The sequence below is a fragment of the Chryseobacterium sp. PCH239 genome, assembly GCF_018924625.1.
Classification (GTDB): domain Bacteria; phylum Bacteroidota; class Bacteroidia; order Flavobacteriales; family Weeksellaceae; genus Chryseobacterium; species Chryseobacterium cucumeris.
In genome coordinates, this window is record NZ_CP073027.1 from 1788881 (window position 1) to 1812429 (window position 23549).

The following is a 23549-nucleotide window of genomic DNA, read 5'->3' on the forward strand; positions in this document are numbered from 1 at the left end:
AAAAACAAAATTATGCTAATCAAAAGAAGAGAATTCCTCAAAATAAGCTCACTGGCTACTGCTTCTATGCTGATGCCTAATTTCTTAAAAGCGATGACGCTGGATGAAGCGCTGAATCCTGGTCAGAACATTCTGGTAGTCCTTCAGTTTACGGGAGGAAATGATGGTTTGAATACCATTATTCCGGCCAAAAACGATATTTATTTCAGGGAAAGGAAGACATTGGCTATTCATGACTCTATACCGCTTACAGATGAGGCTGGAATTAATCCGTCACTTTCCTATTTTAAAGAACTTTTTGATAACGGAGAGCTGTCTGTGATGAATAACGTAGGATATCCCAACCCGGATAAATCCCATTTCCGAAGCATGGATATCTGGCAGTCGGCAAGCAGAAGTGATCAGTTTCTGGAAACAGGCTGGCTGGGACGTTTTCTGGACGAAGAATGTTATCACTGTGATCATCCTACGCAGGCACTGGAAGTAGATGATATGCTTAGTCTAGCCCTAAAAGGTGAAAATAACAAAGCTTTTGCCTTTAAAGATCCCAAAAGACTGTATCAGACCAGTCAGGAAAAGTATTTTAAATCTCTCTACGACCATCATCATGATGATGAAACGGTGTCTTATCTCTATCAGACTTTAGGTTCTACCATCAACAATGCTGATTATATTTTTGAAAAAAGCAAAGCTAAAAAAACAGAGCAGGTTTACCCCAATTCTCAACTGGGAAAAGATTTTAAAACGGTTGCTTCTTTGATAAAATCTGACATTAATACCCAGGTATACTATCTTTCGATCGGAAGTTTCGATACGCACGTCAACCAGAATGACAGACAGAAAAAGTTATTTGATGATATCAACGAGTCGGTAAAATCATTTGTTGCAGATATGAAAAGCAACGGACTCTTTAAAAATATACTGCTCATAACATTCTCAGAGTTTGGCCGTCGTGTGGCACAGAATGCCAGCAACGGAACCGATCACGGAACTGCCAATCAGATGTTCTTTATCAGCGGAAACCTTAAGAAAAAAGGACTGTTAAATACACTTCCTGATCTGCAGAATCTGAATGATGGCGATCTTATTTATAAAGAGGATTTCAGAAAAGTATATGCAACAATTCTGAAAAACTGGCTTAAAGCGGACTCTTCCAAAGTATTGGGATGGAAAGACGGGATCTATGACTTTGTGTAGGGAAACCGAGATTCCTACGGAATGACACAATTGGAATGGTGATGTATCCACACAATTTGTCATTCCATAGAAACTCAGCCTTTGCTATAAGGAGTACAAAAACAATCCTGTCCAATACACCAACTGAAGACGTAAAAATTCCCATCCTCCGGAGGGGTGGCGAAAATTCAAAGAATTTTTGACGGGGTGGTCTTCAGCACTCATTAAAAAGATCCATTAACAACAAAAAAAGAAACTGTACATTGTTATGACAGTCTCTTTTCAATAATTTCAAATTTAAACTACTTTTACGTTTAAGCCGTAATCTGCTTTTTTTCGTTCTCTTTCTCTTCTTGTTTTTTATCTATCTTCTCAGATATTTTTTTTACGATATACTCTATCGCCAGCGGTGCTATAATTGCAATTAATGCTTTAAATATTCTTGATTTCATAATTAATTTGGTATTGTTAAGTTAATACTACAATTTCCAAGCCAAGATAAATTATGAAAATAAATTATCTTCAACAAAGCCCTGTGAATGGTACATTTAAATTAATTTAGTTTTCCTCAGGAACAATCAGATTCTGATAATTTTTACTGCCTGCCCTGAACTTTTCCTCCATTTTCAACCGTAGTTTTTTGGGCTTATGTACAATCAGAGAGTCTCCGAACCCAAGCAAGAGTCTTTCCAGCTCAAAATTGATCTGCACACATATTTTAAACAGCGTGCCTTCACGGTCTTCCTTTAGGATCTCCTGACTTTTATGCAGCGGTTTTGTTTTCACATAGGGAGCATTTCCCGAATCCACCCAAAAGACCACATTTCTGGGGTCCATTGACTCTGCAACAGTTACTCCTACAATATCTTTAAAATATTCATCTCCATCCAGATCCTTGTCAATATAGAGAAGACTATCATCTGTTTCGATACTTTCCATTCTGTCCAGTGCCAGATTGTACATTTTTTGTTTGTAAAAACAGATCAGAAACCAACGGTTGTTGAACTCTTTCAACAGCTGCGGATGTACTGTAAAGATATTGGATTCCCTTGCCGTAAAACTTTTGTAAAGGATCTTCAACACTTTTTTATTAGCAATACTTTCGTACAGAATATCAATATGTTCCAATCCTTTCAACTGTTCATTTTTATCCAGATGAATAATAGATTTCTGGCTGGTGGCATGAATAGAATCTTCCAGTTTCTGAATAACCCCATTCATCTCCTTGAACATGGAAAAATCCTTGAACTGTTTTAAAATCTGAACCGCATTATTCATCGCCTTCAGATCACTTTCATTCACAGAAATATTATGAATACTGTATTCCGGATCACTGTAACGATAGTATTTTCTTTCGTAAACTTCAATAGGGGCTTCATATCCGAATTTTTCACTCCGCATATTCTGAAGATCAAGCTGAACAGTCCTCTTACTTACATACGATTCTTTTCCCTCAAATTCAAACAATGCTTCCGAACATTCATCAATAAGATCCTCCAGCGTATACTTTCTGTATTTGTTTTTAAGACATTTATCTAATGTTTTATACCGGATCAGAGCATTTTTATTGGATGACATACCTTAGTGTTTAATGATTGGTGTTTTTTTAATAGCAATCTGCTTTTATTTCTGCTCTTTTCCTGAAAATTATTTCTCTCTCAAAGCATTTTCGTCAAAAGTAATCCCTTCCCAGCCGAATTTCATAAAGTTTCGGATATTTTGGTGGTCAGTTCCTTCAGGATTTTTCAAAACATCTTCTCTGTAGAACTCACCAAAAAGCCAAAGGGTTTGTTCTTTCGTCAGATCCTGAATACTTGCAAAGCTGAAAACCTTGCACGAACCATTGTTCTGTCCGGCCTGATTGGTTGTATCTCCGTTTTGAAAGGCAGTAGGAGTAAATTCATAATGTTCATCAATATGAGCGATCACATCATTAAACTGAATCGTTTCCGGGAAATGTTTTAATTGTTCTAATAATACCATGAGCCTTGTTTTTTTAATTTTATACTATTTTTACGAGTCTGCCACTGGGCTTTTTCGTCTTTTTAATTAATTTTTGTAAAAATAATTAAAATTTCTTTATCTACGCAAAACTATTGCGCAATAATGATATTACTTTGCATCATCAAAATGAAACAAAATGGAATTTAATGGAAATCATTTAATCGAATTAGGATATAGACCGGCAAAATGGTTTAAAGATGCCATTACCTATATCAACGAGAATAAGTTGGATGAACATCAGATCGCAGAATATCTGGTACAGTTCAAACAGCCAGATCTTATTCCGCTTCATGAAACAGCTAAAGATTTTATAATCAATATACGTGCAGAGCACGAAAGTGAGAATGATAATGTGGAAAAAGTAATCAAAACCATGAAAGTTCTGATGAAAACTCCCACTCTGATTGGTGGAGCTTTAATGCCGGACGCCTGCCCTACAGGTCCTGAAGGTCAGATTCCCGTTGGAGGTGTGGTCGTGGCAAAAAATGCTATTCACCCGGGATTCCATAGTGCGGATATCTGTTGTTCTGTGATGCTGACGGATTTTGGAAAAACAAATCCTAAAGAGGTTTTGGATGCAGCACATTCTGTCACTCATTTCGGATACGGAGGAAGAGCAAGAGGGGAACAGATGCCGATGTCTCAGGAACTGATGGATGCTTTCAGAGAAAATGAATTCTTACAGGATGAAAAACTGATCAGCATTGCCCGTTCTCATATGGGAACTCAGGGAGACGGAAACCACTTCCTTTTTGTCGGAATTTCCAAAAATACTGGAAATACCATGATGGTAACCCATCACGGGTCAAGAGCTCCGGGTGCTGCTTTATATGATAAAGGAATGAAGGTTGCCAACCGTTTCAGACAGGAAATCTCTCCTGAAACTTTAAGAGAAAATGCATGGATTCCTTATGATACAGATGAAGGTAAATCGTATTGGGAAGCACTTCAATTAATAAGACAATGGACAAAAGAAAACCATACTTCCCTTCATGATGCCGTGCTGAATAAGCTGGAAATGGAGAAGGAAAACAGATATTGGAACGAACATAACTTCGTTTTCAAAGATGGAGACCTGTTCTATCACGCGAAAGGAGCTACTCCGCTGGATGATAAATTCATGCCTGATATCACCGGACCTAGACTGATTCCGTTGAATATGGCCGAACCGGTACTGATTGTTCAGGGAAAAACAAATGAAAGAAACTTAGGTTTTGCACCGCACGGAGCAGGAAGAAATTTCAGCAGAAGCCAGCATAAAAAATCTTTAGCTCATAAAACGACCGAGGAAATCTTCAATGAGGAAACAGCAGGATTGGATATCCGTTTCTACTCTAATGAGATTGATATTTCTGAACTTCCAAGCGCTTATAAAAGTGCGAAGAATGTAAGAGCACAGATAGAAGAATACGGACTTTGTGAAGTTCTGGATGAAGTGATGCCTTACGGATGTATTATGGCCGGAGATGTTCAGAAGAATGCTCCATGGAAGAAAAAAAGAAATTCAGAAAAGCATAATTTTAATAGTATGTTCAAACCTAACGGGTTTTAGAAACCCGTTAGGTTTAAATAAAAACAATAACCAAATTTCACAACACTAAAAATATTAGAAAAATTCAAGGCAAAGAAAGTTCCTATATTTCCAGATTTACTTTCCGCCTTTTTACAAATTACAAGGCAAACGGAGTTCCTATATTTTTTGGAAAAATACTCCCCGCTTTTTATAAACTATAGGTAAAAGGAGTTCCTATACCTTTCACTTTTAATGAATCTACTCCTCACTTATTTTTTAAACTTAAAACAATGAAAACACTACAATTATTCAATGCTGTACTGGCCAGAAAATCTGATGAAAAGCCATTTATTTCTAATGATGGTTTCATCATTGAACCGGATGCTCTATGGGCAAAAAATGAAATCATCTCTTTTTACGCAAAGGAAAAGCTGAATGGTAATAATTTGAATAAAACCTTTCATAAATCCTGGGAGAAAATAAAGAACACTTCCAGAATTGATTTATTTTTTGAACAGATCACTCATTATATTTCAACCTATGGAAGCGATTTTCAAAGTGAAATCTATATTCCTAATGAAATTTTGAATGTTCCTGATATGAAGCTGGTTTTTAAAGTAATCAAAGCCTACTCTGTAGAAGAAATGCAGGAAAAATGTCTTGCTCTTTTAAGATCAGGAATTGCTTTAAAACAGGAAACCATTGATGATTTGCTTTCTATTTTACATACGGAGCTGGAATATGATTTTACCGGAAAAGAAAACATCAGAAATAAAGAAGCGGTTATAAAAATTGCTGATCTATATGATATCTATCCTGAAAATCCCGTTGAGTTTTTCCGTTATGTTATTTATAAAACGACGAACACTACGCTTTTAATCAAAAATGATGATTTGATTAATTTAATCAAGCAGAGTAATTTTAATCCAACATATTTGTTTGAAAGTTTTGGATTGGAAAAAATGGCGGAAATTTTCAACAGATTCAAGCCGTTATTTCTGGCTTATAAAAACAGAGCGCCCAAAGCGATCAACAAAATATCAAAGTTATCTAAGGTTCATCATAAACCATTGATTTCAAACCCATTGAATGACGCTACAAATACTCTATTGGAAAACAGCGATTGGCACTGGCTGGAAAATGCGACACCGTTTGCATTATTCAAAGCATTATCAGCATGTTACTCCAGAATGTATGGTCAGGATACCTTTGTCTACAGAATCCGAAACGGAAAATCATGGACTAAAAAAGGTAAGGAAACTTACGTGAATCAGTTCAATTATGATTTCATTCTGGACTTTTTGAAACTGAAGTATGAAAACCTGTCCGGAAAGAAATTCTATTTCCCTGAGAATATAGAATTTGCATTGCCAACTTCTGAAAAAATGTTTGTTGGAAATATTCCTACCGGAACCCGTTTTTATGCGGATAGACTGGCTGTAGGTATTTATTGGGAAGACCAATGGGGTGCCAATGACCTTGATCTTTCAGGATTGAACATCGCAGGAAAAATAGGTTGGAATGCCGCTTATAACCATGGTAACGGACAATTGATGTACTCCGGAGATATGACTTCTGCTCCTAATGGCGCTGTTGAATATCTTTATGCCAATAAAGGCCTTTGTGAACCAACCCTTGTTATGAACAACGTTTTCAGTGGAGATGCGAACTGCGGATATAAAATTGTGATCGGAAAAGGGGATAATATTTCCTACGATTATATGATGAATCCTAATCACCTCTTTGCTGAAGCCAGATGTAATTCTGTTCAGAAGCAAATGATTCTAGGAATGCTTGTAGCGAAGAATGAAAAGCAATGTTTCGTACTGTTGAATTTCGGAGCCGGACATTCGCATGTTTCAGGAAATAGCCAGATTTCTGCAATGGCAACAAATGCATTATACCAGCAATGGTATGAAGCGATGTCTTTCAATGAGCTTATCAAAGAGCTTGGCGGTGAGATTACCACAGAAAAAGCGGAAGCTGATTTTGATTTCTCACTGGAAAACCTGGAAAAAGATAGTTTTATCAGAATTTTTAAATAAATTCTATGGCGTCATCTGATGATATCGGGTGGCGTTTTTTGGTGGCGGTTTGGTTAGGTAAACGTTGAGAACCACCCCGTCAAAAATTCTTTGAATTTTCGCCACCCCTCCGAGGGAGGGGAATTTTCACGTCTTCAGTTGGGAGAATAGTCGGGATTGTACTATTTCTGTGTATGTTTTTTACAGGAATTCGGCCTACAAACTAATCTTTAACAAACGGACTAAAGTCCGTTCCTATTGAATACAAGCCTTTATGGTAATTATACATTCACCTTTTTCACAGAAAAAACTCCTTCATTCACATGAATGATCACTTTCCTTCCATAATCAATCTGAATAGTAAACATATTCTCCAATGGGAACTGAAGTACCGCCTGAAGGATCAGACGAATAACTCCGGCATGCGTAACTATAAGTGCTTTTTCCAGATCTTTTCTTTGAATAAATTCATTCCAGAAGCTGAGAACGCGGGTTTGCATTTCAAGAAGATTTTCACCACCCGAGGCTTTTACACTGACAAAATCTTTGTACCACGGATTGATTTCTTCTTCTGGAATATCCGTCCATTTTTTTAATTCCCAGTTCCCGAAATTCATTTCGCGAAGTCTTTCATCTGTTTGGTATTCAAATTTAAAATAATCAGCCAAAATACGGCATCGCTCAGAAGGACTTGAAACAATTATATCATAATGACCGTCAATATCCAACAATTTAAAATCTTCGATACACTCTTTCCGTAAAGGCATTTCAGCAAAACCATAACACAGGTTTTCAGGATTGTCCACAGCAGTATGACGGATCAAATGAATTTCCATACGATGATTGTTCCTAAATAAAATAAAACTTCACAAACCTGCTGTACCGATCCCAGACAATCACCTGTATACCCTCCGATATGTTTTTTAAAATACCAGCCCATATATATTTTTCCTAAATAAGCGAGCGCAAAAGCAAAAATCAAACGCCAGTCCGGAAACAGGGCAAAAGTGGCTAAAACACTGATGAAGCTTACCAGCAAAGCCATTCCATCCAATGGTTTATTGGCCAGAGGCTTTGACTTACTGACATCGATATCCGTAACATACTGGTGAGTATAGATCATCGTTCCTGCAATAAAACGGCTTACCGTATGCCCTAAAATAACAATGAGTAAAACTCCCACCGGATTACTCATTCCTAGGGTTTGAATACTATAAAATTTTAAAGCAAAAAGCAAAATGATCCCTATCGTTCCATATGCTCCTACCCGGCTGTCTTTCATAATCGTCAGGATTTTTTCCTTTCCATATCCGCCTCCGAAACTGTCGCACATGTCTGTGAAGCCATCTTCATGAAAAGCTCCGGTCAGCAAAACATTGGAAATCATCATTAAAACAATCCCGATTTCAAGATTAAAAAGCAGTGTAGAAAGATAAAGAACCAAAGCGTTGATGAGCCCTACAATCAAGCCTACCCAGGCAAAATATTTCTGAGATTTATTCATAATCTCGCTGGAGTACGGAATGGTAAACGGAACCGGAATTCTCGTGAAAAACATGAGTGCCGTTGCAAAGTAAATCAGTTCATTTTTTATAGCTTTCATTTAGTTTTTATTTGATACATCTGCATCTTCGAAACTTGACATTTCATTCAGAAAATTAACGGCACTTTGAATAATCGGATAAGCCAATGCACAGCCTGTTCCTTCACCAAGGCGCAGATTCAGATTGAGAATGGCCTGTTCTCTCATTAATCCCAACAGCTGAGGATGGGCATTTTCATTGCTTACATGGCAGAAGATACAGTTATTCAATACTTCAGGATTCTTTTTCCAGACCGTGGCTACCGCAACTGTTGCAATAAAACCATCCACCATGATCAGCATATTGTGATGATAAGCTTCTTCTATGGCTCCAATCATCTGGGCTATTTCCAATCCGCCAAAGGTCTGGGCAATCTCATCCTCAGTCATTTCATCCGGGTATTTTTCAACAGCTTCTTTTAAAATACTGATCTTATTGTCAAGCTGATGATCATTCAGTCCCGTTCCACGTCCGATACAATGGATAATAGGAATATCAAAAAGCTTGCTCATCATCAAAGAAGAGGCGGAAGTATTCCCGATTCCCATTTCTCCAAAGCCAATGATATTGCAGCCTTTTTTAGCAATATCATTCACCACAGACTTTCCATTTTTAAGTGCCTGCTGATATTCTTCGAAAGTCATGGCAGGTTCTTCCAGAATATTACGGCTGGATTTTCTGACTTTTTTATCAATGAGATTCAGCCCTTCCGGGAAATCAAAATTCACTCCTGCATCTACAATTTTAATGTTGATACCATTCTGTCTGCAAAAAACATTAATGGCAGCACCTCCGCCAAGGAAGTTCATCACCATCTGATAGGTGACCTCCTGTGGATAGGCACTGACGCCTGCAACAGCAATCCCATGATCGGCCGCAAAAACCACCATATGAGGGTTAAGCAACTGCGGAGAAGTGGTTTTCTGAACCATTCCGATTTTGTGGGCAATATGTTCAAGATGCCCTAATGCACCTAACGGTTTTGTTTTAAAATCAATTTTATGCTGTAATTCTGATGATAACATGGATGTTTATAGTTATGTTAAATGGAAAAGTGCAATATTAGTAAAATTCAATGAGTCTTTTTCTTTTGTCTTGACACAAAAGAAACAAAAGGTCAAAACCTTGAAAATTGAGCTAAAAATAAAATGTGTTCTCTAAAAATTCTAAACTCGTGCGAATTCATTATTACTTTTTTGAATCAATATATTCGTCGCACTCAGACAGGAGAATTTTCTTAACGTTCACACAATTTATTTTTTTAACGCCCAATTTTCAAAAGTCAAAAAATTTTAGCCCGCAATATTCACTTACTCTCAAACCCGAACCCAGCAACTCTCAAACTCTCCCACACTCAAACCCATCCCCACGAAACCCGGATCTCGTAACAAAAAAACAACGTAAGAACATTGCGCACTTCACCCTTTACTTTGCGCCATCAATCAATACCAATGACACCGAAAATACTTGAAAAAATAAAAGAAATAGAAGCAACACGGTGCGTAGAAGTCCTTCTTGCTGTAGAATTAGGGAGCAGAGCCTGGGGTTTTGCGTCTCCTGACAGTGATTATGATATACGTTTTATATACCGTCACGACAAAGATTGGTATCTTTCTCCCTGGGATAAGGATGAAACGATAGAATTTATGACAGAAGATGATCTGGATGGTTCCGGCTGGGATCTGCGAAAGACGTTTCATCTCTTACTGAAGTCGAATGCGGCTTTGCTGAGCTGGTTTTATTCTCCTATCGTGTATAAAGCGGATGAAAGGTTTGTAGAACTCTTTAAACCTTTGGCTGATGCCTGCTTTTCTCTGGTTGCGGTTTCTTATCATTATCTGAGCATGAGCAAGAAATATCTGGAAGCCTGCAGACATGATGAAGTAAAATTAAAAAGTTATTTTTATTGTTTACGAACCACATTAACAGGAAAATGGATCATAGAAAAAGGAACGGTTCCTCCTGTACTGTTCAGTGACCTACTTGTTTTAACAGATGAAGCCACCAAAAGAAAAATAGAAGATCTTGTCACCTTAAAAGCAACCAAAGGAGAATCCTATTACCATCCAAACGATTGGGAACTGTTTGATTTTCTGGAGAAAACGATAGCAGATATTGAAGAAAAATCGAAAGATTTATCAGGAGGAAAGGCGGATAAAGGGGAGATGGAGAGGGTTTTTAAGGAGATATTGGAGAAATGTTAAGGATTACGGGAAGCCGTAGTGTTTTTTTATGGATTGGGAATATATTTGTTGGTTGAGCAAAACTGCTCAATTAGTTAGAAATTAATATATTAGGAAAAACTAAAAATTATGAAAATAAATAGAGGTTCAGAATGGAGAAAATGGGATTTACATGTACACACAAAAAATACAAATAAAAATGATCAATTTACGTCAAAATCATTAGATGAATATTTTATTTATTTGTTTAAAAAAGCCTATCAAGAAAACATTGCATGTATAGGAATAACTGATTATTTTACAATTGACAGATATCTTGATGCATTAAAGTTTATAGATGAAATACAATCTAAAGTTGATGATCAAGATAATCCAATATTTTCAGATGAAGAGAAAGAATTTATTGAAAATATTTTTTTACTTCCAAACATAGAACTCAGGATGTTACCAACAACTGACAAATCTAGGCTTATAAATATTCACTGTCTGATAAATCCTGATTATGTACCAAAGCTTAATAATGCCTTATTTAATACTTTAGAAAATGAAGGTAGGTTCAAAATGAACCATGCTGGATTTATAGACTATGCTAAATCACTTGGACAAACTGGAGATGATAATAAACTTTTTAAAGAAGGTTTAAATAGATATACAATAGACCCTAAAACATTAAAAGAGGTAATAGATAAAAATTTAGAATTAAAAGATAATATTTTAATTATAGTAAGTAACTCAAACAATGATGGTAATTCTGGCTTACAGAAACATTATGATTTATTTGAAAACGAAACAGGAAGTTTAGACGGAATTAGGAAAAATATTTACAAATTATCACAGGCAATTTTTTCAAATCAAGAAAAAGATACTCAGTACTTTTTAGGTAAAAGACTTGATAACAAAAAGGATATAACTTTTGAAGAAAAATATAATGAAAGAAAACGTGTAATAGAAGAGCAAGGCCATTTAAAAGCATGTATTGTAGGTTGTGATGCACATACAGAAACTGATATTTTTAATCGTTTTACATGGATTAAATCCCATCTTACTTTTGAAGGTTTAAAACAAATTCTGCATGAGCCAGAACAAAGAGTGATTATTCAAGAAAATATTCCGAATGAAAAGGATAAAAAATTAATAATTTCTCAAGCTTCGTTTGTAAGCTCCAATAATCTTTTTACACCTAAAATAATTTATTTTAATGATAATTTAAATGTAATTATTGGTGGAAAATCTTCAGGAAAATCTATATTATTGTATAATATTGCAAAAGCGCTATATAAAGATAGAAGTGACGAAGGAGTCTTAAAATATTTTGACACTACTGATAATCGTTTTAAGTACTTTTATGACGATTTACAAAATGAATCTGATTTTATTGTTAAAGTTAAACTAGCATCTGGCTTAGAACAATCTTCCGATAGGGATAATACAGAGCCTAGCATCCTTCCTGAAATTAAATATATCCCCCAAAATCATTTATCTAATCTCGTAGACAGAAGTAAAAAAAATGGTAGTACTTTAAAAGAGCTTATAAAAGAACTTATTTTAGAAGACCCCTTTGCAAATGAAAGATATAAACTATTTGAAGATAATAGAGATTCTAATAATTCTGAAAAACTAAGAGAAATTGATACTTTCTTTGATTTTCAAGATAAAATAAAAGGATTAAAAAAAGACATACAAGATAAAGGGAGTAAAGATATTCTCACCACAAGTATCACTTTTAGACAAAATGAAATAATAACTTTACAAAAAGATATTTCAGAGGAAAACAAAAATCTTTATAATAAATACAACACCGAAATACAAATCCTTATAAATGAAAATGAAAAGATCATTTCAGATTATCGTAAACTTAAAACTCTAAACCAAAATATAAAAGCATCTTTAGAAAAAATACAAAATGATAAAAATAGTTTATTAAATACATTAGAGAATATTGACATAAAATCTGAATTTACAGAACAGTATGGTTTTATACAACAAGCAATTAATAAAATAAATGAAATTGAACAATTATTTCTTTTGGATGATAATAATCTGATCAATGAAAGTTCTATTAAAAAGCAATTAATAAATAATAACAAAATAAAAAGAGAATTACAAGAAAAAATTAAACCATTACTTGGTCAAAAAGAATCTCAAGACAAAATACAATTATTGCAAACTGAAATTCGAACAGACCAAGAAAAGTTAAATAGCATAATTAAAATTGAAAATGAAATTAAAGATTTACAAAATGAGTTAATAATTCAAAAAGAAAAATTTTTAATAATATTGAAATCAATTTTAATGAGTATCAAAGCTTAGTTCATGATTTAGAACCAAGGACACAAGATATTGAAAATAAAGACAATGATCAAATTGATATCAAAGGGTCTACTAAATTTAATTTTAAGAAATTTAAAGAAAGTATGAACAGTATAAGTGACTTAAGAACTTTGAGATTTCAAAATCCTTTTAATTATTTATATAATGAAAATTTAAATAACTTATCTGAAATTAATAAAGATGATATTATAAGTGAATTAAAAAATGTATTTGACTCTATTCTTGAAGAAAATTATCCATTAATCAAAGATTTTAGCTTAAAAGAAGCTTGTAGAATATTACTTGAAAATCACTTTTTTGATCATTGGGAAGTAAAATCAGGCAATGACACAATACACAATATGTCTACTGGTAAAGCAAGCTTTATATTACTTAAATTGATTATTAAATTGAGTAAATCAGAAGCTCCAATTTTAATTGATCAACCAGAAGATAATTTAGACAATCGCTCAATTTCTACCGATCTTGTTGATTATCTAAAAGATAAAAAACTGAAAAGACAAATTATTTTAGTAACTCATAATGCAAATATTGTAGTAAATGCAGATGCAGAAAATATAATAGTTGCAAATCAAAAAGATGAGAACAATACAAAGGATAAATGTATTTATACTTTTGATTACATCAATGGAGCACTCGAAGAAACTAACTATAACCCTGATGGAAATTTTTTAAAATCTATGAGCATTAGACAACATATAGCCGATATTCTTGAAGGAGGAAAAGAAGCATTCAAAAAGCGTGAAGAAAAATATGGATTCTAATATGACCATCCAAGACCTAAAAAACAAAAACCTCCTCCTCTTCGAAGCCATTTCCGGAAGCAGAGCTTTTGGGCTGGCGACGGAGAATTCTGATACGGATATCCGCGGGATATATTATTTGCCGAAGGAAGATTTTTTGGACTGAACTATATTCCGCAGATTTCCAATGAAACAAATGATATCACCTATTATGAAATCGGAAGATTTGTAGAACTGCTTCAGAAAAACAATCCTAATATTCTGGAAATTCTGGCAAGTCCTGAGGATTGTATTCTGTACAAACATCCGCTGATGGATCTGTTGAAAACAGAAGATTTTCTTTCAAAACTATGCAAAGATACATTTGCAGGTTATGCTGTTTCCCAGATTAAAAAGGCAAAAGGTCTCAATAAAAAGATTGTCAATCCGATTGATAAAGAAAGAAAATCGATCCTGGATTTCTGCTTTATTTTGGATGGACAAGGTTCTGTCCCATTGAAAAAATGGCTGGATGAGGATGGTCTTTCGCAGGAAAAATGCGGATTGATAAACATTGATCATACCAAGGGAATGTTCGCTTTATTTTATGATGAATCGGGAACATTGGGATATAAAGGAGTTATTCAGAATGAAGAAGCGAATCAGGTTTCTCTATCCTCTGTTCCTAAAGAGGAAAAACCGGTTGCATATCTGTATTGCAATCTGGATGCCTATTCTGTGTATTGTAAAGATTACAGGGAATACTGGAAATGGGTTGCTGAGCGTAATGAAGACCGTTATAATGTCAATCAGACTCACGGGCAGAATTATGATAGCAAGAATATGATGCACACCATCCGCCTGCTGCAGTCCTGCGAACAGATTTTTAAAACCGGTTCACTAACGATCCGTGTAGAAGACCGTGATGAACTGTTAGATATCAAAAGTGGCAACCAGTCGTATGAAAGTGTAATGCAAAGGGCAGAAAACCTGATAGAATCCATAGAAAGTCATTACTCTGCCAGCACTCTTCCCGACTCTCCGGACCTGAAGAAAACCACAAAAATATTAATTCAGATCAGAGAAAAACTGTACAATAATAATGAATGATGAATTATAAATGATGAGTTATGAATGGTGGGACTGTTGAAATCCAACGCTCCCACTCTCTCACTCACCTACCCTAAAACACTCTCCAAAACCGAATCCCGAATCCCGAAACTCTCCACCACACTCTCATACCCTCAAACGCTCCCACTCTCCAACCCTCCAACCCAAAACTCACTTCTTCGCCGCCTTCGCCAATGGATTATAATCCAAACATATTTTAATCCAATACTCAAAATCATCTGCTTTTTGGAAACCCATGGGTTCTACATAGCAATAGCCATTTAACTGTTTCCCTTTCATGATCATTGGGAGAAAACCTTTCTTCTCCGAAACCTCATCTTCCAACTCCGGGTCATAACGGCACATCAGATTATCATGACTGATGTTGATGCACAACTTTCCGTTCACCAGAAAAGACAAGCCGCTGAACATTTTCTTTTCTTCAATTTCTATATTATTTTCCATTGAAAGCCATTCACGTACGCGGTCTGCAAGTTCAATACTGTAAGCCATGATTTCTTTTTTTTTGATCTATCCTTTTTAATAATGGCTTCGACAGGCTCAGCCTGACAGTGCTTAAAAATTGTCGTTGGTATTCCAGTTGCCACCCTGAGCCTGTCGAAGGGCATCAATAAGAAAATCTTTGTTAAGCATTAAGCTCGAGTATTAATTAAAGGGATAAGTTGATCAGCTTTTCTCTTATTAAAATTAATAAAAAACTGTGATTAACACCTTATTTTTTTAGTATTATTGATGATCTCAGAATTAAAAATTAAAATTTCATTTAAACAAATTATTGTTTTACGATAATTAATTATACATTTGTAATAGTAATTACAATTCATACCATGAACCAGACCAAAATTATTGCAAGAATTTTATTCTATATCTGCGCCTTACTTTCGGCCGGATATTTAGTCACTTTTGGGTATTCCTTATTCTGTCTGATGAGCGGATTTGCGGTCACGCCTTATAAAGAAGGCCAGTTCCTTCACATCAATTATCCGTTTACAGAACAACCGTTTCTGAATATCGAAAACAATTATCCTTATATGATCTTTTCCTTTATGTTGGTGCTTATCACTTATGGAATCTTTTTCTGGTTATCTGCCAGGGTTTTCAAAGTGTTTTTCCAACAAAAACTGTTTACTCAGGAAAATATCATTCAGCTTAAGAGATTTTACCTGTACAATATTTTCATTCCGCTTCCTCTGGTTATTATCGCGAGTTTCTTTGTGGAAGTAGAAAGTATCATATGGGGACTGGTGTTTATTCACTTTATGCTTGGAATTTTCTGTCTGTTTCTTGCGAATATCTTTAAGCAAGGACTACATTTGCAAAACGAACAAGACCTATTTATTTAAAATGCCAATTATAGTCAACTTAGATGTGATGCTTGCCAAACGAAAAATGCAGAGTAAAGAATTGGCAGAAAAACTGGGTATCACGCCCGTGAACCTCTCTATCCTGAAAACCGGCAAAGCCAAAGGTGTCCGTTTCGATACTTTGGAAGCCATCTGCAAAATCCTGGAATGCCAGCCGGGAGATATTCTTGAATTTAAAGAGTAGACGGGATTCGGGTTGTGAGCTGCGGGGTTTGATTTGAAGTGTTTTAGAGTGGAAGTGTAAAAAATTCTCTTCTAACTTCTAACTTCTAACCTCTAACCTCTAACCTCTAGCTTCTAGCCTCCAGCCATTAACTTCTAAACCAGCTGCCGAAAGGCCGCCTGTCCTTCCATTCCCCAAACACAACGTTATGAATACATTATCCATCAACAACCTTAGCCTCACCTATAAAAATGGATTTCAGGCTATTAAAGACATTTCACTCGACATCAAAAACGGTATGTTCGGGCTTCTTGGTCCCAACGGAGCCGGAAAATCTTCTTTGATGAAAACCATTGTCGGACTTCAGAAACCGACCTCCGGAACAATACTTTTCAACGGAGTGGACATCGCCAAAAACCCTGATTATATTAAACAGAATCTCGGATTTCTCCCACAGGATTTCGGAGTATATCCCAAAGTTTCAGCCTATGATCTGCTAGAACACATTGCCATTCTGAAAGGCATTAATGATAAAAACCAACGTAAAAACCAGATTCTGGGTTTGCTGGAAAAAGTCAACCTTTCTGATTTTGCTAGAAAAGAAGTTCATACCTTTTCTGGGGGAATGAAACAGCGATTCGGTGTTGCTCAGGCCTTATTAGGAAATCCGAAGATCATCATTGTAGATGAACCTACTGCAGGATTAGATCCTGAGGAACGTAACCGTTTCAATACGCTGCTCAATGATATCAGCCAGGAGGTTATCGTCATTCTGTCCACGCATCTCGTTGAAGATGTCAGAAATCTTTGCTCAGAAATGGCAGTGATGAATCATGGGCAAATCCTCCGAAAAGGAAACCCCGGAACACTCATTGCAGAGCTTGACAACAGAATCTGGTCCAAATCTATCGACAAAAACGAACTGGAAAGTTATCATTCCAATTATGAAATCATCAGCAGGCAGCTTCTGGAAAGAGAACTCCACATCACTGTATTTTCTGAAGAATCTCCGAAAGATTTCAGCCCTGTAACCCCTTTGCTGGAGCACGTTTACTTCCATACACTCACCCAAAAACCTTAATCATGAACGCAATATTCTTATTTGAAGCCGGACGCTCTTCCAAGCACTGGCTCACCTATCTTGTGGCCTTACTTTTAATAGGAATGGGCATCTTTTCTGGCAATCAGTTCAATCTTTCAGTAGGAGAAGGGATTTATTTAAACTCTCCCTACACCATTGGTTTTATGACCGGAATGCTGAGCCTTGCCGTGATTTTTTTCGCTACGGTTTATGCATTGCAGCTGCTTTTTAAAGATCAGGATTCAAAATTTGACAGTATTCTGTTTTCATTCCCATTGTCAAAACTCACTTACCTGAAAGGGAAATTCTATGCTTATTTTTTACAGACGTTTTTAAGTTTTTCTTTCCTAATGACAGGATTTATCATAGGTCAGATGATGCGGACGGGAAGTGAAATGCAGGAAGGTTTTAACATTGTCCATTATTTATACCCTTTATTCATATTCGGTTTTATCAACAGTTTATTTGTCTGCAGTTTCCTTTTTCTCATTGCATTTATTGTCAGGAAAAAACTGCTGATTGTAGTAGGCGGACTGCTTCTGTATGTTTCTTACATGATTATCCTGCTGTTTTCCAATTCACCCTTTATGGCGGGAAGTCTTCCCCAGTCACTGGAAACGCAACAGTTTTCGGCTTTAATAGATCCTTTTGGATTATCCGCTTATTTTATGGAAGCCCGTGATCTCACAGCTCATCAGAAAAATATTCAACTGGTACCTTTCTCTGGTTATCTTTTGTTTAACAGAATTTTATTCTCTTTTATATCTGTTGGAATTCTTCTGCTTTCACATAGATTATTTTCTTTCTCCAATACCTCAGGAAAGAAAGTAAAAACATTAGGAAATACTCTTATATTTTCGGAAACAAATGGAGCTGAATACTCCACTGTTACACCCAGATTCAATGGATGGAGTTCTTTCCGGTCCGTATTGTCCTTTACAAAAACCGATCTTACCTATTTGTTTAAAAGCATTGCCATTCCTGCTGTATCGATTCTTTTATTATTCTCTGTGGGAATGGAAATGTATGCCGAAATTGAAAAAGGCATCCGTCTTCCGCAGAAGTATGCGAGTTCAGGTCTTATGGCGGCCACCATTTCAGAAAACTTCCATTTGCTTGGACTTCTTATTTCCGTTTATTTTTTAAACGATGTCTACTGGAGAAGTTCTTCTTCAGGATTTTCTCTGATTGAAAACAGTACCTATTTATCAAAAAACAGATTAACCGGCCATTTCATTTCCATCAGTTTTCTGCTGTTTTTCTTCACCGGAATTGTAATTATTCAGGGCATTATTTTTCAGGCGGCTTATCAGTATTTTCATATTGATTGGAATGCTTATCTCGGTGTTTTTCTTTTCAATACTTTCCCATTGATGCTGTTTTCCGGATTGATTCTTTTGATAAATGACAGAATTCCCAACAAATTCATAGCCCTTGGAGTTTCCATTCTTGCCGTTTTTATAGTATCAGGTCCGGTTTCAGGGAAATTGATACCCTACCCTCTTTTCAGAATATTCTCAGATTTTAAAGGGACTTACAGTGAGTTTAACGGCTATGGAATCTATGAAGAAGCTTTTCTACAAAGACTTTTATTCGGAACAGGGATTATCAGTATTTTATGGATGCTCAACAGCATTATAAAAATTAAAAAAGTTCCTGTACTTGCATGTGGCTTCAGTATCATTCTGCTCATCTCAGGAATCTTTGCCGGAACATTGTTTATGAAAGGTTATATCCCAAAAATGAAGATCAGGCTATTCTAAGCTCGGAAGCATATGAAAAAAACTATCGAAAGTATGAAAAACTTCTACAGCCGGATATCACCGATATTGCTACAGAAATTAAACTGTATCCTTCGAAAAATGCTTATCAGATCATTGGAAAATATACCCTTAAAAATCAAACCAATCAACCTATCAATAAGGTCCTGATCAATTTTAATAAAGATTTAAAACTGGAATCTGCTGTGATAAAGTGTGGTACTGAAATCTCAAAAATTAATAAGCATGTTACAGAAGTTTCATTACAAAAGCCTCTCCGGCCTGGTAAAACAGCTTCTCTTGATTTTAAAATCTCCTATCAATGGTTTGCGGTCAACGGACACCGGTCTTTCAATGCCATTATTGAAGACGGATCTTTTATGAGGATCAGCAGGTATTACCCAACAATTGGATATCAGAAGGATAATGAAATTCAGGATGAAAAACAACGCAGCCAATTCAGCCTTGGAAAACTTACTGAACTGAAGAAACCGGAAGCCCCTGAAGTTTCAAAAAGGGATTTTATCAATCTTACGATGATGATTTCCACCGAAAAGAAACAAACAGCCATAGGAACAGGAGATCTTGTCAGAAAATGGTCACAGGCCGGGCGTAACTATTTCAAGTTTAAAGCAGATCAGATTCCTTTCCGGTTTGCCGTTTCATCTGCTGAATATAAGATCAAAAGCGTGAACTATAAAGGAATTTCCATCAATATCTTTTATCATCAGAAACACTTTGAGAATGTGAATCATCTTCTTGAAAACGCAAAGCTTACTTTAGATTACTGTCTGCAGAATTTCGGGCAGTACCCTTTTAAAAGCATCAATTTTGCGGAGATTTCTTCTTTTACCAGAGGTTTTGCCGCTACAGCCTATCCTTCTGCCATCTTTATGCCGGAAGACATGATTTTTCACGCCAATATTCTGGCGGATAAGAAACAGGATGTCATCAATGAGCTGGCAGGCCATGAACTTTCCCATCTCTGGTGGGGCAGCAGCCAGATCGACCCTGATGACAGAGAAGGTTCTGTGATGCTTACTGAAACCCTCGCCATGTATACCGAGATGATGCTCTACAAAAAAATGCATGGCAAAGAAAAAATGATGGAAAGAATCAACGTACATCAGCAGATCTATGACAATGAAAAAGGACTGTCTGAAAATGTTCCGATTTATAAAGCAACCGGAGATGTTCCCCATATTTCGTATTCCAAAGGAGCTGCCGCAATGGTACAGCTGAGTAACTTAATCGGTGAAGATAAAGTGAATCTGGCTTTGAAAAATTTTCTCAACAACAATCAATATCCCAAAAAACCTGGTTCATTGAATCTGATCAATGAGTTTTACAACATTGCTCCGGATATTTCCACCAGGAAGCAAATCGACAGATTATTCAAAACCACAGAAAATATAACTTTTACTTCAGAGTCTAAAACTGCTTCTGTAAAGGCAAAGTCCAAAGAAACCGGTAACAGCTTTTAATTTTTTTTGAAAATATTTTTCAGGAATTGTAACAAAGTAAAATGATGATTTACTAATTAATTGACATATCAATAATTGATACATCATTTTAAATCTGAAAATATGGAAAAGTTAAATTCAATCATCTTCTACAACATAGACAAAGCGATCAGATCTTACAGAAACTATGCTCAACGCCAGCTAAAATTGCATGGTTATACGATCACTATTGATCAATGGCTTATCATCAAAGCAATTCTGGAAAACCCGGGAATTACCCAGAATGAAATTGGTGATCTGGTTTTTAAGGACAATGCTTCTGTCACGAGAATGATTGATTTAATGGTAAAATCCGAATACATTATCAGAAAAGTTCATCCTGAAGACCGAAGAAAAACCCAGCTGGAAGTGACAGATTCCGGGGTAAAAGTAATTAAAGAGGTTCAGAATATCGTAGAAAAGAACCGTAAAACTGCTTTAAAGGGCATCAGCAATGAAGAACTGGAAGTGATGTATTCAGCTTTACTGAAAATTTCAGAAAACTGTCTCAACCCTAAAAAGTAAAACGCTATGACCAGAATATTCTCACTTATTATTGTCTGTATGCTGATGCTGTTCAGCAGCAGGATCTCTGCCCAGCAGGCAATGAAGAGTTTGACTTTGTCAGGAAACATAAAATCCGACAAAGCAGAGCAGATGGAGATCAATCTCTTTGATGCTGATCAGAAATTGATCAAAACAGAAATTGCTGATAACAGCGGTAAGTTCAATTTTAATGATTTAAAAGAAGGAACTTATCAGGTAAAAATTAATAAAAACGGTACTGAGGTTTATCACTCGGAAAATATTTCATTAACCGAAAATAAGACCCTCAGTTCCATTGACCTGAATGTAAAATCGATTGAAGGAGTAACGATCACCAAAACCAAGCCTCTCATTGAAAGACAGGATGGAAAGATGATCATGAACGTTGAAAACAGTATTGCCAGCACCGGAAATTCCGCTTTTGAAGTTCTGGAAAAGGCTCCGGGAGTGAATATTGACAATAACGACAATATCAGTCTTCGCGGAAAAGGAAACCTTCTGATCCAGATCGATGGTAAAAATACTCCCATGACGGGAACTGATCTTGCCAATTATCTAAAGGGAATCCCCTCTTCCACCATTGAAAAGATAGAGTTCATCACCAATCCTTCTTCAAAATATGACGCTGCCGGATCCGCCATTATCAATATTAAACTTAAAAAGGAACAGAGAAAAGGAACTAACGGAACTATTTCAAGCTCTCTGGGATCGGGTAAATATGTGAAAAACAACAACAGTTTCAGCATCAACCACAGAAATAAAAACATCAATATTTTCGGAAATTACAGCTTTGCGTACAGGGAAGCTTACAACGGATTGGTTCTCGACAGAAATTTCTATGAAGCCAATACCTTTAAGAAAGCGTATGTGCAGGATAATTATCTGAAATTCAAATTCAACAGCCATGTGGCCAAAGCGGGAATGGATTATTATCTGAACGACAAGAATGTGCTTGGATTTTCTGTGGGACTTGTTTCCAACAAATTCAACATCAACGGAGACAATTCCAACGTCACACTGGGCAGCAGCTACCTTCCTGAAAGTACTTTTACAACAGTCAACAGATCGAATGACCGCTGGACCAATGTTTCATTCAACCTTAATCATAAATATACGATTGATTCGCTGGGTTCTGATATTTCTACCGATTTTGACTACATTAATTACGCTAACTCTTCTTTGCAGAGCTTTGATACAAGAACACATGATATTTCCAGCAATACGGATAATCTTGACATTATTAAAGGTGATATGGACGGAAAACTGAATATCTATTCTTTAAAATCTGATCTTACAAAAAATTTCAGCAACGACTGGAAGCTGGAAAGCGGAGTGAAAACCAGTTTTGTAAAGACAGACAATGATTTGAAATTTTTCAACGCCAGTTCTGGTATTCCTGTTCCGGATCTTGGGAAAACCAATCATTTTATTTATGAAGAAAACATCAATGCAGTGTACGGAAATGTGTCCAAAAAATGGGAAAAATTTAAAGCTACAGCAGGTTTAAGAGTTGAAAATACCAATGTAAAAGGAACTCAGATTACCACCCATCAAATCAATAAAAGAAATTATACCCAACTGTTCCCAAGCGCTGTTCTGAGTTATGATCTGACGGATAAAAGCAACCTTGAAATCAATCTCAGCAGAAGAATTACAAGACCAAGCTACAACCAGCTGAATCCTTTTAAATTCTATCTTGATCCTACTACAATGAAAGCCGGGAATCCTGATCTGAACCCTCAAATCACGATGAATTATGAATTAACCTACAGCCTGAGTAATAAATACTTTGCCACTTTAAGCTACAGCAGGAATTCTGATAATATCACAGACATCCTAAAACCTGTCATAGAAAACGGGCAGATTGTAACCGTACAGACCATTGAAAACCTGAATTCTGCTTCTTATTTCGGATTAAACCTGATCGCTCCGGTAAAGGTGACCCAATGGTGGGATATGAATAACAGTGCTAATTTCTATTATGGCTCCTACACAGGAAATGTCTCCGGAACCCAGATCAATAATAAAGGGAATTTTACATTCAGCATCAACAGTATTAATTCCTTTAAACTGGGAAATGGTTTCACTGCTGAACTTACAGGAAATTACAAAGCCAGAGAAATCTATGCTTATCTGAATGTGAGCCCGAACTGGTATCTGAATATCGGAGCGCAGAAGAAGTTTAAAAACAACAGTGTTCTGAAGCTTTCCTTCACTGATGTCTTCTTTACCAGCAATATCAAAGGGCAAACGGTGTATAATGATTATTTAGAAAACTTCGCTGTAAAAAGAGATACCCGTGTGGCAACCCTCTCCTATACTTACAATTTTGGTTCTTCCAAAAACGGACAGCCCAGAAAAACAGGCGGTGCTGAGGACCTGAAGCAGAGAGTGGGAACGTAATAATGAGATTACTTCAAAGTTCTGCATTTCGCAATGATGCAAAAGCAAAAATCCCTCAAATTG

The 23549-nt window shown here is 36.1% G+C and carries 20 protein-coding genes and 1 pseudogene; 14 read left to right on the forward strand and 7 right to left on the reverse strand.

From position 1 onward, the window contains the following. Positions 1 to 12 precede the first annotated feature (12 nt). Entirely contained in the window at positions 13 to 1197 is a 1185-nt protein-coding gene (locus KBP46_RS08090; protein WP_216445095.1) for a DUF1501 domain-containing protein, read from the forward strand. Positions 1198 to 1490: 293 nt separating this feature from the next. On the opposite strand, the gene KBP46_RS08095 is transcribed toward KBP46_RS08090, so the two are convergent. From KBP46_RS08095 to KBP46_RS08105, 3 genes are all read right to left on the reverse strand, one after another. Further along, positions 1491 to 1628 (reverse strand): hypothetical protein, encoded by a 138-nt coding sequence (locus tag KBP46_RS08095; protein WP_167348772.1) that lies wholly within the window; start codon positions 1626 to 1628, stop codon positions 1491 to 1493. A gap of 106 nt (positions 1629 to 1734) precedes the next feature. After that, entirely contained in the window at positions 1735 to 2754 is a 1020-nt protein-coding gene (locus tag KBP46_RS08100; protein ID WP_216445096.1) for a YafY family protein, read from the reverse strand. A gap of 69 nt (positions 2755 to 2823) precedes the next feature. Next, positions 2824 to 3159, reverse strand: coding sequence for a HopJ type III effector protein (locus tag KBP46_RS08105; protein ID WP_120233102.1), 336 nt, complete (start codon positions 3157 to 3159; stop codon positions 2824 to 2826). 157 nt (positions 3160 to 3316) lie between these two features. Between KBP46_RS08105 and KBP46_RS08110 the strand changes: the two genes are divergently transcribed. After that, positions 3317 to 4732 carry an RtcB family protein gene (locus KBP46_RS08110; protein ID WP_216445097.1) on the forward strand — a complete coding sequence of 472 codons (1416 nt, stop codon included), beginning with the start codon at positions 3317 to 3319 and terminating at the stop codon, positions 4730 to 4732. Between the two features lie 251 nt (positions 4733 to 4983). Beyond that, the gene (locus tag KBP46_RS08115; RefSeq protein ID WP_216445098.1) at positions 4984 to 6738 is read left to right on the forward strand and encodes a hypothetical protein; all 1755 of its coding nucleotides are present in this window, start codon (positions 4984 to 4986) and stop codon (positions 6736 to 6738) included. A gap of 260 nt (positions 6739 to 6998) precedes the next feature. Here the strand turns inward: KBP46_RS08115 and KBP46_RS08120 are convergent, their stop codons facing one another. The 3 genes from KBP46_RS08120 to cobT are packed head-to-tail and all read right to left on the reverse strand — an operon-like array spanning position 6999 to position 9325. Beyond that, the gene (locus KBP46_RS08120; protein WP_216445099.1) at positions 6999 to 7553 is read right to left on the reverse strand and encodes a histidine phosphatase family protein; all 555 of its coding nucleotides are present in this window, start codon (positions 7551 to 7553) and stop codon (positions 6999 to 7001) included. Then, on the reverse strand, positions 7538 to 8320 hold the full coding sequence (locus KBP46_RS08125) for an adenosylcobinamide-GDP ribazoletransferase (RefSeq protein WP_120233098.1): 783 nt from the start codon (positions 8318 to 8320) through the stop codon (positions 7538 to 7540). Before KBP46_RS08125 ends, KBP46_RS08120 begins: the two co-directional genes overlap by 16 nt. Next, positions 8321 to 9325, reverse strand: a complete 1005-nt coding sequence (cobT, locus tag KBP46_RS08130) for a nicotinate-nucleotide--dimethylbenzimidazole phosphoribosyltransferase (RefSeq protein ID WP_216445100.1) — start codon at positions 9323 to 9325, stop codon at positions 8321 to 8323. Between the two features lie 426 nt (positions 9326 to 9751). Between cobT and KBP46_RS08135 the strand changes: the two genes are divergently transcribed. From KBP46_RS08135 to KBP46_RS08150, 4 genes and pseudogenes are all read left to right on the forward strand, one after another. Next, positions 9752 to 10504 (forward strand): nucleotidyltransferase domain-containing protein, encoded by a 753-nt coding sequence (locus tag KBP46_RS08135; protein WP_216445101.1) that lies wholly within the window; start codon positions 9752 to 9754, stop codon positions 10502 to 10504. Positions 10505 to 10612: 108 nt separating this feature from the next. Next, positions 10613 to 12793 carry a hypothetical protein gene (locus KBP46_RS08140; RefSeq protein ID WP_216445102.1) on the forward strand — a complete coding sequence of 727 codons (2181 nt, stop codon included), beginning with the start codon at positions 10613 to 10615 and terminating at the stop codon, positions 12791 to 12793. A gap of 104 nt (positions 12794 to 12897) precedes the next feature. Next, positions 12898 to 13578: an ATP-binding protein gene (locus KBP46_RS08145; protein ID WP_216445103.1), complete on the forward strand. Its 681-nt coding sequence runs from the start codon at positions 12898 to 12900 to the stop codon at positions 13576 to 13578. Between the two features lies 1 nt (position 13579). Then, positions 13580 to 14646, forward strand: a pseudogene (locus KBP46_RS08150) (nucleotidyltransferase domain-containing protein). A 171-nt stretch (positions 14647 to 14817) separates the two neighbouring features. Here the strand turns inward: KBP46_RS08150 and KBP46_RS08155 are convergent. Continuing rightward, positions 14818 to 15159, reverse strand: coding sequence for a TfoX/Sxy family protein (locus tag KBP46_RS08155; RefSeq protein ID WP_216445104.1), 342 nt, complete (start codon positions 15157 to 15159; stop codon positions 14818 to 14820). A 335-nt stretch (positions 15160 to 15494) separates the two neighbouring features. On the opposite strand from KBP46_RS08155, the gene KBP46_RS08160 reads away from it, so the two are divergent. The 7 genes from KBP46_RS08160 to KBP46_RS08185 all read left to right on the forward strand — a co-directional run bounded on the left by KBP46_RS08160 (position 15495) and on the right by KBP46_RS08185 (position 23486). Next, the gene (locus KBP46_RS08160; protein ID WP_062671338.1) at positions 15495 to 16010 is read left to right on the forward strand and encodes a DUF2975 domain-containing protein; all 516 of its coding nucleotides are present in this window, start codon (positions 15495 to 15497) and stop codon (positions 16008 to 16010) included. A 1-nt stretch (position 16011) separates the two neighbouring features. Continuing rightward, a complete protein-coding gene (locus tag KBP46_RS08165; protein WP_002980904.1) occupies positions 16012 to 16215 on the forward strand; it encodes a helix-turn-helix transcriptional regulator in 204 nt (67 codons plus the stop codon). A gap of 187 nt (positions 16216 to 16402) precedes the next feature. Beyond that, on the forward strand, positions 16403 to 17275 hold the full coding sequence (locus KBP46_RS08170) for an ABC transporter ATP-binding protein (RefSeq protein WP_062671340.1): 873 nt from the start codon (positions 16403 to 16405) through the stop codon (positions 17273 to 17275). 2 nt (positions 17276 to 17277) lie between these two features. Then, positions 17278 to 19038, forward strand: a complete 1761-nt coding sequence (locus KBP46_RS23605; RefSeq protein ID WP_253297238.1) for a hypothetical protein — start codon at positions 17278 to 17280, stop codon at positions 19036 to 19038. After that, complete coding sequence (locus KBP46_RS23610; RefSeq protein ID WP_253297239.1) at positions 18942 to 20519, forward strand: M1 family aminopeptidase; 1578 nt, start codon at positions 18942 to 18944, stop codon at positions 20517 to 20519. The genes KBP46_RS23605 and KBP46_RS23610 overlap by 97 nt, the downstream gene beginning before the upstream one ends. A gap of 102 nt (positions 20520 to 20621) precedes the next feature. Then, positions 20622 to 21062 (forward strand): MarR family winged helix-turn-helix transcriptional regulator, encoded by a 441-nt coding sequence (locus KBP46_RS08180; protein ID WP_216445105.1) that lies wholly within the window; start codon positions 20622 to 20624, stop codon positions 21060 to 21062. A gap of 6 nt (positions 21063 to 21068) precedes the next feature. After that, the gene (locus KBP46_RS08185) at positions 21069 to 23486 is read left to right on the forward strand and encodes a TonB-dependent receptor (protein ID WP_216445106.1); all 2418 of its coding nucleotides are present in this window, start codon (positions 21069 to 21071) and stop codon (positions 23484 to 23486) included. Positions 23487 to 23549 lie beyond the last annotated feature (63 nt).

Excerpts from the sequence above, each read along its gene's own strand:
- KBP46_RS08125 (WP_120233098.1), bottom strand. The coding sequence starts at position 8,320 with ATGAAAGCTATAAAAAATGAACTGATTTACTTTGCAACGGCACTCATG.
- KBP46_RS08155 (WP_216445104.1), bottom strand. The coding sequence starts at position 15,159 with ATGGCTTACAGTATTGAACTTGCAGACCGCGTACGTGAATGGCTTTCA.
- KBP46_RS08100 (WP_216445096.1), bottom strand. The coding sequence starts at position 2,754 with ATGTCATCCAATAAAAATGCTCTGATCCGGTATAAAACATTAGATAAA.
- KBP46_RS08120 (WP_216445099.1), bottom strand. The coding sequence starts at position 7,553 with ATGGAAATTCATTTGATCCGTCATACTGCTGTGGACAATCCTGAAAAC.
- KBP46_RS08165 (WP_002980904.1), top strand. The coding sequence starts at position 16,012 with ATGCCAATTATAGTCAACTTAGATGTGATGCTTGCCAAACGAAAAATG.
- KBP46_RS08145 (WP_216445103.1), top strand. The coding sequence starts at position 12,898 with ATGAACAGTATAAGTGACTTAAGAACTTTGAGATTTCAAAATCCTTTT.
- KBP46_RS08090 (WP_216445095.1), top strand. The coding sequence starts at position 13 with ATGCTAATCAAAAGAAGAGAATTCCTCAAAATAAGCTCACTGGCTACT.
- KBP46_RS08115 (WP_216445098.1), top strand. The coding sequence starts at position 4,984 with ATGAAAACACTACAATTATTCAATGCTGTACTGGCCAGAAAATCTGAT.
- KBP46_RS23610 (WP_253297239.1), top strand. The coding sequence starts at position 18,942 with ATGTGGCTTCAGTATCATTCTGCTCATCTCAGGAATCTTTGCCGGAAC.
- KBP46_RS08185 (WP_216445106.1), top strand. The coding sequence starts at position 21,069 with ATGACCAGAATATTCTCACTTATTATTGTCTGTATGCTGATGCTGTTC.
- KBP46_RS23605 (WP_253297238.1), top strand. The coding sequence starts at position 17,278 with ATGAACGCAATATTCTTATTTGAAGCCGGACGCTCTTCCAAGCACTGG.
- KBP46_RS08160 (WP_062671338.1), top strand. The coding sequence starts at position 15,495 with ATGAACCAGACCAAAATTATTGCAAGAATTTTATTCTATATCTGCGCC.
- cobT (WP_216445100.1), bottom strand. The coding sequence starts at position 9,325 with ATGTTATCATCAGAATTACAGCATAAAATTGATTTTAAAACAAAACCG.
- KBP46_RS08170 (WP_062671340.1), top strand. The coding sequence starts at position 16,403 with ATGAATACATTATCCATCAACAACCTTAGCCTCACCTATAAAAATGGA.
- KBP46_RS08180 (WP_216445105.1), top strand. The coding sequence starts at position 20,622 with ATGGAAAAGTTAAATTCAATCATCTTCTACAACATAGACAAAGCGATC.
- KBP46_RS08105 (WP_120233102.1), bottom strand. The coding sequence starts at position 3,159 with ATGGTATTATTAGAACAATTAAAACATTTCCCGGAAACGATTCAGTTT.
- KBP46_RS08095 (WP_167348772.1), bottom strand. The coding sequence starts at position 1,628 with ATGAAATCAAGAATATTTAAAGCATTAATTGCAATTATAGCACCGCTG.
- KBP46_RS08140 (WP_216445102.1), top strand. The coding sequence starts at position 10,613 with ATGAAAATAAATAGAGGTTCAGAATGGAGAAAATGGGATTTACATGTA.
- KBP46_RS08135 (WP_216445101.1), top strand. The coding sequence starts at position 9,752 with ATGACACCGAAAATACTTGAAAAAATAAAAGAAATAGAAGCAACACGG.
- KBP46_RS08110 (WP_216445097.1), top strand. The coding sequence starts at position 3,317 with ATGGAATTTAATGGAAATCATTTAATCGAATTAGGATATAGACCGGCA.